General features: G+C 72.8%; 10 protein-coding genes and 2 pseudogenes. 5 read left to right on the forward strand and 7 right to left on the reverse strand.

The genetic code is table 11. The features are described 5' to 3' along the window. A pseudogene (locus tag AX737_RS11585) lies at positions 1–524 on the reverse strand (GHMP kinase); the annotation flags it as partial. A 410-nt stretch (positions 525–934) separates the two neighbouring features. Between AX737_RS11585 and AX737_RS11590 the strand changes: the two are divergent. The 4 genes from AX737_RS11590 to AX737_RS11605 are packed head-to-tail and all read left to right on the forward strand — an operon-like array spanning position 935 to position 5443. After that, positions 935–1993 carry a formyltransferase gene (locus AX737_RS11590; RefSeq protein ID WP_066921461.1) on the forward strand — a complete coding sequence of 353 codons (1059 nt, stop codon included), beginning with the start codon at positions 935–937 and terminating at the stop codon, positions 1991–1993. Further along, on the forward strand, positions 1993–3642 hold the full coding sequence (locus tag AX737_RS11595) for a formylmethanofuran dehydrogenase subunit A (protein WP_066921464.1): 1650 nt from the start codon (positions 1993–1995) through the stop codon (positions 3640–3642). Before AX737_RS11590 ends, AX737_RS11595 begins: the two co-directional genes overlap by 1 nt. A gap of 60 nt (positions 3643–3702) precedes the next feature. Further along, on the forward strand, positions 3703–4635 hold the full coding sequence (gene fhcD, locus AX737_RS11600) for a formylmethanofuran--tetrahydromethanopterin N-formyltransferase (RefSeq protein ID WP_066921466.1): 933 nt from the start codon (positions 3703–3705) through the stop codon (positions 4633–4635). Position 4636: 1 nt separating this feature from the next. Further along, positions 4637–5443, forward strand: coding sequence for a formylmethanofuran dehydrogenase subunit C (locus AX737_RS11605; protein ID WP_066921468.1), 807 nt, complete (start codon positions 4637–4639; stop codon positions 5441–5443). A gap of 68 nt (positions 5444–5511) precedes the next feature. On the opposite strand, the gene flhB is transcribed toward AX737_RS11605, so the two are convergent. From flhB to flgB, 6 genes are read right to left on the reverse strand one after another with little or no spacing between them, the layout of a single operon-like run. After that, positions 5512–6579: a flagellar biosynthesis protein FlhB gene (gene flhB / locus AX737_RS11610; protein ID WP_066921470.1), complete on the reverse strand. Its 1068-nt coding sequence runs from the start codon at positions 6577–6579 to the stop codon at positions 5512–5514. Positions 6580–6621: 42 nt separating this feature from the next. Further along, entirely contained in the window at positions 6622–7383 is a 762-nt protein-coding gene (gene fliR / locus AX737_RS11615) for a flagellar biosynthetic protein FliR (protein WP_066921472.1), read from the reverse strand. Positions 7384–7428: 45 nt separating this feature from the next. Next, on the reverse strand, positions 7429–7695 hold the full coding sequence (gene fliQ / locus AX737_RS11620; RefSeq protein WP_066921474.1) for a flagellar biosynthesis protein FliQ: 267 nt from the start codon (positions 7693–7695) through the stop codon (positions 7429–7431). A 49-nt stretch (positions 7696–7744) separates the two neighbouring features. Beyond that, positions 7745–8059: a flagellar hook-basal body complex protein FliE gene (gene fliE / locus AX737_RS11625; RefSeq protein ID WP_066921476.1), complete on the reverse strand. Its 315-nt coding sequence runs from the start codon at positions 8057–8059 to the stop codon at positions 7745–7747. 7 nt (positions 8060–8066) lie between these two features. Next, positions 8067–8474, reverse strand: coding sequence for a flagellar basal body rod protein FlgC (flgC, locus tag AX737_RS11630; RefSeq protein WP_066921478.1), 408 nt, complete (start codon positions 8472–8474; stop codon positions 8067–8069). Between the two features lie 35 nt (positions 8475–8509). After that, complete coding sequence (flgB, locus tag AX737_RS11635) at positions 8510–8911, reverse strand: flagellar basal body rod protein FlgB (RefSeq protein ID WP_066921480.1); 402 nt, start codon at positions 8909–8911, stop codon at positions 8510–8512. A 224-nt stretch (positions 8912–9135) separates the two neighbouring features. Between flgB and AX737_RS11640 the strand changes: the two are divergent. Next, positions 9136–9484: pseudogene (locus AX737_RS11640) on the forward strand (flagellar biosynthetic protein FliO); the annotation flags it as partial.

Consider the following 9484-nt stretch of genomic DNA (forward strand, 5'->3'; position numbering starts at 1 on the left):
GGGTAGGGCAGGCGGGCGACGACCGGGGGCGGGGCGCCGGTCGCGTCGCGGCCGCCATCGACGATCAGCCCGCCCTCCGTGAAGGCGCACAGGCCCACGCCCGAGCGGTTGCCGCGGTCGAGGGCGTTGGAAAAGTCTTCCGGCGCGAAAGGCCGGCCGTGCAGCCGGGCCAGGCCCGCGGCGACCGCGAGCGCGAGCTGCGTGCCCGAGCCGAAGCCCGCATGGGCGGGAATCGCCTCCGCGACCCGGATCCGCACGCCCGCGCCCACCCCGAGATGGGCGGCGGCCGCCCGGATGTAGCCGAGAACCCGCTCCGCCTCCGGCCCCTCGGCGCATGGCTCGGGCGCGGGCTCGGCGGTGAGCCTGAGGGCGGGCGCGTCGATGGCGAGCCCGATGCTGCCGAAGCGGCGCCCGAGGCCCCCGTGCAGGTCGAGGAAGCCGAAATGCAGCCGGGCCGGGGCCTCGACCGTGACGGCGGTCGCCGGTCCCGCCGCGGGCTCGCTCCGGCTCGGCAGTTCGGGCACCCGGTCTCTCCTCGGCTCGTCGCGTGGTCTGGCTAGAGCGCCCGCGCCGCCCGGCGGTTCCGTGGACGGGTTCCGTGGACGGGTTCCGAAGACAGGCCCCGATCGGCGGGCGCCGGCTTCTCCCATGCGGGCGCCCGCCGGGCAACCGGCGGGCCTCGCGATGCGATTCGGCGCGCTGGGGCCTTGCCTGCCGGGGCCGCGCGATGCAAACCTGACCGCGAGGCGGCCCGGATGCCGTCCGCCAGAGGTTGCGCCGTGGTCTGACCAGGGGCGCGGCCCGTCCGGCGGGCAGGCCATTCCGGCACGCCGGGCCCGACCGCGCGGCCCGGCGGCATCGGTCTTAGGCGACCGCCCCCGCGCAGCGACAGCCTGCGATGCGCGCGGCCCAACGATAAAACACGCGAGGGTGGATGGCAGCCTGGGTCAAGGGTGGGGCGACCGACGCCGACGCCGCCGTGATGGCGGCGGCACGGCTCCTGTCGTCCGCGCACGCGCCGGTCTTCGCCGGCCTCAACGCCGAGGTGGCGGCGATCCGCGCCGCCTACGATCTCGCCGGACGCATCGGCGCATCGGTCGACACCGCGGGCGGGGACGCGACCTACGCCGATCTCGGCGCGCTGGCCCGGGTCGGCGCGATGCAGGCGCCGCCCGCCGAGGTGGCGGGCCGCGCCGACGCGGTGCTCGTGGTGGGCGAGGCTCCCCTCAAGAGCCCGCTCGTCGAGCGGCTGCGCGGGACGAAGCCGGTCCGCGGGCGCGCCGCGGGCGCGGAGCGCAGCATCCACCATCTCCGGAGCAACCAGGATCTCGCGGTCCAGATCGCGCATCTGCGGGCGCATGCCCGCGGCCACATGACCTCCGACGCCGGGATGGCGGAGACCGCCCGGGCGATGGCCTCCGCGCTCTACGGCGCCGTGCTGTACGATCCGGGCGAGCTCGGCACGCTCGGCATCGAGATGCTGCAGGGGCTGGCGATGGACCTCAACGAGTCCACCCGCTGCTTCGCGCTCTCGGTCAGCGACGGCACCCAGGACCGCGCCGCCCTCCAGGTCGCGGCCTGGACCACGGGGCAGGCCACCCGCGTCGGCTTCGGCCGGCGCGTGCCGGAGCAGGATCCCTGGCGCTTCGACGCCGACCGGCAGGCGCGGGCCGGCGAGGCCGACGCCGCGCTCTGGCTCGCCAGCCTGCCGACCCCGCGGCCCACGTGGCTGAAGACCCTGCCCACCGTGGCGCTGGTCGGCGCGGACGCCGCGCCCGACCTCGCCGAGGTGGTGATCCGGGTGGGCGAGCCCGGCCGGGAGACCGGCGGCGTGCTCTGGAACGAGGGCCGCGCCGGCCTGAGCTACCGCGCCCCCGAGCAGGGCGCAGACCTGCCCACCGCCGCCGACATCATCGCGCGCATCGCGGCGGCCGTCGCCGGCCGCGGCGCCGTCGCCGGCCGGAGCGCCGTCGCGAACAGTGAGGACGCCTGATGCTGATCCGGATCCAGGGCGGCCGGGTCGTCGATCCGACCGCCGGCCGCGACGCGGTGGGCGACGTCTGGGTCGAGGACGGCCGCATCGTCGCGCCGCCGAGCGACCGCAAACCCGACCAGACCCTCGACGCCGCCGGCTGCGTGGTGATGGCGGGTGGCGTCGAGGTGCACTCGCACATCGCGGGCGGCAACGTCGTCACCTCGCGCCTGCTGCTGCCTGAGCTCTACGTCAGCGAGGCGGCGCCCGAGGGCCATCCCTTCGCGCACGCGGGGGGTGCGGCCGGCTGGATCGGCGCCACCTACGCGCGGATGGGCTACACCACGGCCGTCGAGCCGGCGATGCCGCCGGTCCACGCGCTCGCGACCCAGCTCGAACTCGCCGACATCCCGCTGCTCGACCGCGGCGCGCTCACCGTGCTCGGCAACGACGACCACCTCCTGCAGATCCTGCGGGACGGCGAGGGCAGGGCGGCCGTGCGCGACCTCGTGGCCTTGAACGTCGCGACCTCGCGGGGCTTAGGGGTCAAGTGCATCAACGCGGGCGGCGCCTCGGCCTTCAAGGACGGCGCGCTCAAGCTCAGCCTCGACGACGAGATCCCCTGCTACGGGTTGTCCACCCGCAAGATCATGGGCGCGCTCCTCGACGCGGTCGAGGAGATCGGCGTGCCGCACCCGCTGCACGTCCACTGCAACAACCTGGGGCTTCCCGGCGCCGACGACTCGCTCGTCGCGACGCTCGACGCGGCGGAGGGGCGGCGGATCCACTTCGCGCACGCCCAGTTCTACGCCTACGGCGTCTCGGATCCCGAGAACCCGATGACCGGCGGCTTCCGCTCGGCGGCAAGGCGCATCGTGGACGCCATGATGACGAACCCGCAGGCGAGCCTCGACATCGGGCAGGTGGTGTTCGGCCAGACGGTCACCGTCTCGCTCGACATCCTGCGCCAGTTCGGCGGCCGCAAGGGCGCCAAGCCCAAGAAGTGGGTGCTGAACGCGGGCGACGCGGAGGGCGGCGGCGTGGTGCCGTTCCTCTACCGGCCGAAGGGTCCGACGAGCTCGCTGCAATGGGCGATCGGCCTTGAGATCATGCTGCTGTCGGGCGACCCCGAGCGCACGATCCTCACCACCGACCACCCGAACGGCGGTCCCTTCACCCAGTACCCGCGCATCATCCACCTGCTGATGGACAAGGAGGCGCGCGACCGCGAGATCGCGACGCTGCCGGGGATCGTGAAGGAGCGCTCGGAGATCGCCACGATCGAGCGCGAGTACACCTTCTCGGAGATCGCCCAGCTCACCCGCTCGGGACCGGCCAAGCTCCTCGGGCTCGACGACCGCGGGCATCTGCGCGCCGGGGGCCGCGCCGACATCGCGATCTACCGCGACGACCCGGACCGGACCGCGATGTTCACCGCGGCGAAGTTCGTGCTCAAGGACGGCCACGTCATCGTCGAGGACGGGCAGGTCGTGGACTGGCGCGCGGGCCGGTCCCTCGCGCTCACCGTCGAGTCCGACCGGGCGATGGAGCGGCGCACCGAGACCTACCTGCAGGACCGCTACGGCCAGGGCCTCGACAGCTTCGCGGTGCCGGAGGCGGCGTTCGCGACGGACAAGCCCGTGTTCGAGGACGTGGCATGCCGGACGTGACGCTGTCGCGGATGCTCCGCGGATCCGAGGGGCCGATGCGGCTTTCGAACCATGGCTGAGATGACGCACCTCACCCTCAACGGCATCCCGGTCGAGGACACCTTCGCGGAGGCCTTCGACGTCGCCGGGACCGCGCTCATCGTGACGAACGACACCGCCCGCTGGGCGATGATCGCCGCCACCGTGATGACGGGCTTCGCCACCTCGGTGATCGGCTGCGGCGCCGAGGCCGGGATCGACGCCGAGCTCTCCCCCGAGGAGACGCCGGACGGGCGCCCCGGCGTGCGCATCCTGCTGTTCGGCTTCGAGCCGAACGGGCTGAAGGACCAGCTGATCAAGCGCGTCGGCCAGTGCATCCTGACCTGCCCGGGCACCGCGGCCTACGCGGGCGTCGACGGGCCGACCAAGATCAAGCTCGGCGGCGCGATCCGCTATTTCGGCGACGGCTTCGCGGTCGCCAAGCGCCTGCCCGACGAGACCGGCAAGCTGCGCCGCTACTGGCGCATCCCGGTCATGGACGGCGAGTTCCTGTGCGAGGACTTCGTGCGGGCGGTCGATGGCGCGGTCGGCGGCGGCAACCTCCTGTTCCTCGGCCGGAAGCATGCCGACACGCTGAAGGTCGCCGAGATCGCCGTCGAGGCGGCCGCCGCCGTGCCCGGCGCGATCCTGCCCTTCCCGGGCGGCATCGTGCGCTCGGGCTCCAAGGTCGGCGGGCGCACCAAGGGGATGATGGCCTCGACCAACGACGCCTACTGCCCGACGCTGAAAGGTCGGGCCGGCTCGCGGCTGCCGCCCGAGTGCAACGTGGTCCTGGAGATCGTGATCGACGCGCTGACCTCGCAAGGGGTCTCCGACTCGATGCGGGCGGCGCTCCACGCGGCGACCGAGGTCGGGGCCGCCCACGGCCTCGTGGCGGTCACGGCCGGCAATTACGGCGGCAATCTCGGGCGCCACCATTACCACTTGCGCGACCTGCTCGCGAAGGAGGCCTGAGATGCCCGTCCTCACCCTCCGGGAGGCGCCCCCCGAGCGCCTCGACTTCCTCGCCGTCAACCCGCTGGCGCTCTCGGGCCTGAGCCAGGGCGATGCCGAGCGCCTCGTCGTCGGCACCACCCGGCGCGGGCTGGTGCTCGGCGACTGCTTCACGGTCGCGCTCGACGGCTCCGACACGCTGACCATCGCGGGCGGCCACGAGCGGCTCGACCGGGTCGGCGCCGCGATGTCCGAGGGCGCGATCCGCGTCGAGGGCGATGTCGGCCAGCGCCTCGGCGCCGGCATGGCGGGCGGCAGCCTCACCGTCACCGGCAATGCCGGGCCCTTCGCGGGCTCGGGCGCCACCGGCGGCACCATCGTGATCGAGGGCGATGCCGGCGACCATGCGGGCGGGGCGGTCCACGCCGCCAAGGTCGGCCTCGACGGCGCCACCCTGGTGATCCGCGGCAGCGCCGGGGACTACCTCGGCGACAGCATGCGCCGCGGCCTGATCGTGGTCGAGCGGGCGGGCGCTTTTGCCGGCGCGCGGATGATCGCCGGCACGATCGCGGCGGGCACGGTCGGCGACCATCCGGGCTACGGCATGCGCCGCGGCACCCTGGTGGTGGGCGGCCACGGCAGCCTGATGCCGACCTTCGTCGAGACCGGGGCGCTCGATCTCGTCTACCTGCGGCTGCTCGCCAAGTCGCTCCGCCCGGTGAGCGCCCGCCACGCCGACCTGCTCGCCAATGCGCCCAATGGTGTGCCCAAGCGCTACTCGGGCGACCTCGCCACGATCGGCAAGGGCGAGCTCTGGGTCGCGGCGTAGTCGCGACGCGGCGGCCTTAAGCCGCCGCGCTCCCGCCCTCCATTTCCCCGGACGGGCGGAAGGCCGCCTCACGCCGCCCGGCGGCGCAGGCGCATCACGAAGCCGATCACCTCGGCCACCGCCCGGTAGTGCTCGGCCGGGATCTCCTGGTCGATCTCGACGGTGGCGTGGAGCGCGCGGGCCAGCGGCGGGTTCTCCAGCACCGGCACGTCGTGCTCGGCCGCGACCTTGCGGATGCGCAGGGCCAGGGCATCGACGCCCTTGGCGACGCAGACCGGCGCGGTCATGCCCGCCTCGTAGCGCAGGGCCACGGCGTAGTGGGTCGGGTTGGTGACGACGACGGTGGCGGAGGGCACGGCGGCCATCATGCGCTTCTTGGTGCGCTGGGCCCGCAACTGCCGCATGCGGCCCTTCACCTCCGGGTTGCCGTCCGTCTCCTTCATCTCCTGCTTCATCTCCTCCTTCGACATGCGCAGGCCCTGGCGCCAGCGGAAGCGCTGGTAGAGTGCGTCGGCGAGCGCGATCAGGAGGTGGATGGCGAGCACGCCGCCGAGAAGCTTCAGGCTGATCGAGAAGATCGCCGCGAGGCAGGCCGCCACGTCGAGGCGCACGAAGGCCTCCAGCCGGTCGCGGTCGTTCCAGAGCAGGGTGCCGACGACCACGCCGACGACCCCCATCTTGGCGAGCCCCTTGCCGAACTGCACCAGGGCCTCGACCCCGAAGATGCGCTTGACCCCGGCCATCGGCGAGATCCGGTCGAATTTCGGCGCCAGCGTCTCGGTGGTGAAGACGAGCGGGTGCTGCAGCAAGCCCGCGGCGAGCCCGGCCGCGACGGCGAGCCCCGCCGGCACCGCGAGCGCCTGGAGCCAGAGCAGCAGCACGCGCGAGACCACGCCCTGCATGGTGTGGGCGTCGTCCGGCAGGGCGTGCGCGTTCATCAGGAAGGCGCGCATCTCGACCGTGAGGGTGCGGGCGATGTCGGGCCCCGCGATCACCAGCGCCAGCGTGAAGGCGCCGAGTGCCGCGAAGGTGTTGATCTCGATGCTGTTGGCGACTTGGCCGCGCTCGATCGCCTGGTCGAGCCGGCGTTGGGACGGCTCCTCGGTCTTGTCCTCCTGCTCCGCGTCGTCAGACATCGCGGCCCCCGAAGCATCGGGTGCTCAGCGCCCGGACGGTGCCTAGCGCCCCGAGAGCTGCGCGAGGAAGCGGCCGAGGTCGTCCAGGAAGACGCCCATCATCACGCCGATGCAGCCCACGAAGATCGCCATGCCGATCAGGATCGAGGCCGGCACCGCGACGAAGAAGACCTGCAGCTGCGGCATCATCCGCGAGAGCACGCCGAGCCCGAGGTTGAACAGGATGCCGAAGGCGATGAAGGGCGCCGAGATCTGCACCGCGAGCGCGAAGCCGCGGGCGATCGCCTTGAGCGCCAGCTGCACCGCGTCGCCGAAGCCCGGCACCCCGTCCGGCGGCAGCAGCGCGTAGCTGCGCCCGATCCCCTCCAGCGCGATGTGGTGCAGGTCGGCGGCCAGGATCAGGGTGATGCCGAGCAGGGTCAGGAAGTTGCCGACGGTCGCCTGCTGCCCGCCCATCGTCGGGTCGACCGTCATGGCGTAGGAGAGGCCGAGCTGCTGCGAGACGATCAGCCCCGCGGTCTGGAGCGCGGCGACCAGCATCCGGACGGTGAGCCCCAGCACCAGCCCGACCAGCGTCTCGCCGAACAGCAGCGCGACGAGCCGCGGGCCGGCGAGCGTCTCGGGGGCGCCCAGCAGCGGGCGCACGGTCGGGAACAGCACCAGCGCCACCAGCAGCGCGAAGGCGAGCCGCAGGCGCGGCGAGATCGTGTTCTCGCCGATGCCCGGCATCAGCATGATCAGCGTGCCGACGCGCGCGAAGGTGAGCAGGTAGGCCGCCGCGATCCCGGGCAGAAGGAGATTCATCCCCCGCCTTATGGCACGCGCCCGCGGACACGTCCCGCGCAGCCATCACCCGCCGGCCGCGATGCGGGCGGCGATGCGGGTCATGTAGCCGGCCATGGCGTCGCCCATGAAGGGCAGCATCAGCAGCAGCGCCGCGAAGACCGCCACGATCTTGGGCACGTAGATCAGGGTCTGCTCCTGGATCTGGGTCAGCGCCTGGACGAGGGAGACCACGAGGCCGACGACGAGCGCCACCAGCATCAGGGGCCCGGCCATCTTCAGGAAGACGAAGATGCCGTCGCGGGCGACGTCGAGGATGGCGAGACCGGTCATTGGGGGTACGCGAGCGGAGGCGGGGAGGGCGCGGGAGATCGGAAAGGAATCAGATCTGCATGCGCATGATCTCCTCGTAGGCGGAGAGCATGCGGTCGCGCACGGCGACCATGGTCTGCAGGGCGGTCTCGCTCTCGGCGACGGCGGTGACGACATCGACGACGTTGGCCTTGCCGGCCGCGACCGACATCGCCTGCGCGTCGGCCCGCTGGCCGGCGGCGCCCACTTGGTCGATCGCCTGGCCGAGGAGCTGGGTGAAGTCGGTGCCGGTGCCCGAGACGGGCCCGATCCGCGGCGCCGGGCGGCCGGTGCCGATGCCCTGGACCGCCGCGTAGGCGCCGGCCGCGAAGTTGCTGCTCGCCATGGCCCGACTACTTCAGGATCTCGAGGGTGCGGGAGATCATCCGGCGGGTCGCCGTGACCATGTTGAGGTTGGCCTCGTAGGAGCGCTGGGCCTCGCGCATGTCCATGTTCTCGATCAGCGCGTTGACGTTGGGCATGCGCACCGCCCCCTTCTCGTCGGCGGCCGGGTTGCCGGGGTCGTACTTGCTGCGGAAGGCGCTCTGGTCGCGCCGGACCCGGCCGGTCTCGACGAGGCTCGCGCCGGTGTCGCGGTCGAGATGGCTCGTGAAGGTCGGGATCTTGCGCCGGTAGGGTTCCATGGTCGCGCTCTGGGGCGAGGAATCCGCGTTGGCGATGTTCTCGGCGATGATGCGCATGCGCCCCGACTGGGCCTTGAGGCCCGAGGCGGCGATGGTGAGCGACTTCGAGAAATCCACGGCCCGATCCTTTCAGGCGAAATCCGGCCTCGCCCTCAGCGCTTGCCGACGGCGATCTTCAGGGTGTCGAGGCTCTTCTGGTACATCGAGGCGGCGAGCTGGTAGTCCGACTGGTTGTCGCCGGCCTTCATCATCTCCTCCTCCAGGTTCACCGCGTTGCCGCTCGGGCGGACCTCGAAGCTCTTGACCTTGCGCGGGTCGGCGCCCGGGCCCGCGGTGCCGGCGGGCGCCATGTGGCCGGCCTGGGTCAGCGCGAGGGTGCCGGAGGCGGCGGGCTTGCCCGTCGCCGGGTCCAGGCGGAGCGCCGCGAGGTCGCGCGGGCGGAAGCCCGGCATGTCGGCGTTGGCGACGTTCTCGGCGATGAGGGTCTGGCGGGCCTGCTGCCACTGCATCCGGGTGCGCAGCATGGCGAGCAGCGGCAGATCGGTGACGGCCACGGGCCTCGCCTCCAGGGTGGTCGGACAGATCTGCCGACCGGCAGAATCTGCCGGGTCCATGGTTAACGGAGCGTTAAGCCGGGCGGCACGCCCGTCGGGACCGCCGGGGGAAGCTGTTAACGAAAGTTTAAGCGCGATTGCGCGCCGCACCCGTCCACATGCTAAACTGCGCAGCGAAGTTGCGTCGAGGCCGCGCGGGCCCAGAACGAGAGTGCGAAGCCTTGCTGCAGTCCGTGTTCGGCTCCGAGGGCTCCCCGATCATCCAGTACGTCAGCATCTTCGCCGTGATCTTCGCGGTCCTCGCGGTGATCGTGCTGGTGCTGCGCCGCCTCACCGGGGGCGGCCTCGCCGTGCCGGGACGCGGCCCGCAGCGCGGGCGCCAGCCGCGGCTCGGCATCGTCGACGTGTACGAGCTCGACCGGCAGCGCCAGCTCATCCTGCTGCGGCGGGACAACGTGGAGCACCTGCTCCTCGTCGGCGGCCCGAACGACGTGGTGATCGAGCGCAACATCCAGCGCGGGCGCGCGCTCGGCGAGCCGGCCCTGCGGCCCGACGCCCTGCACGAGCCCGAGC

Origin of the sequence: Methylobacterium sp. CCH5-D2, assembly GCF_001556475.1 — a bacterium.
Taxonomy (GTDB): domain Bacteria; phylum Pseudomonadota; class Alphaproteobacteria; order Rhizobiales; family Beijerinckiaceae; genus Methylobacterium; species Methylobacterium hispanicum.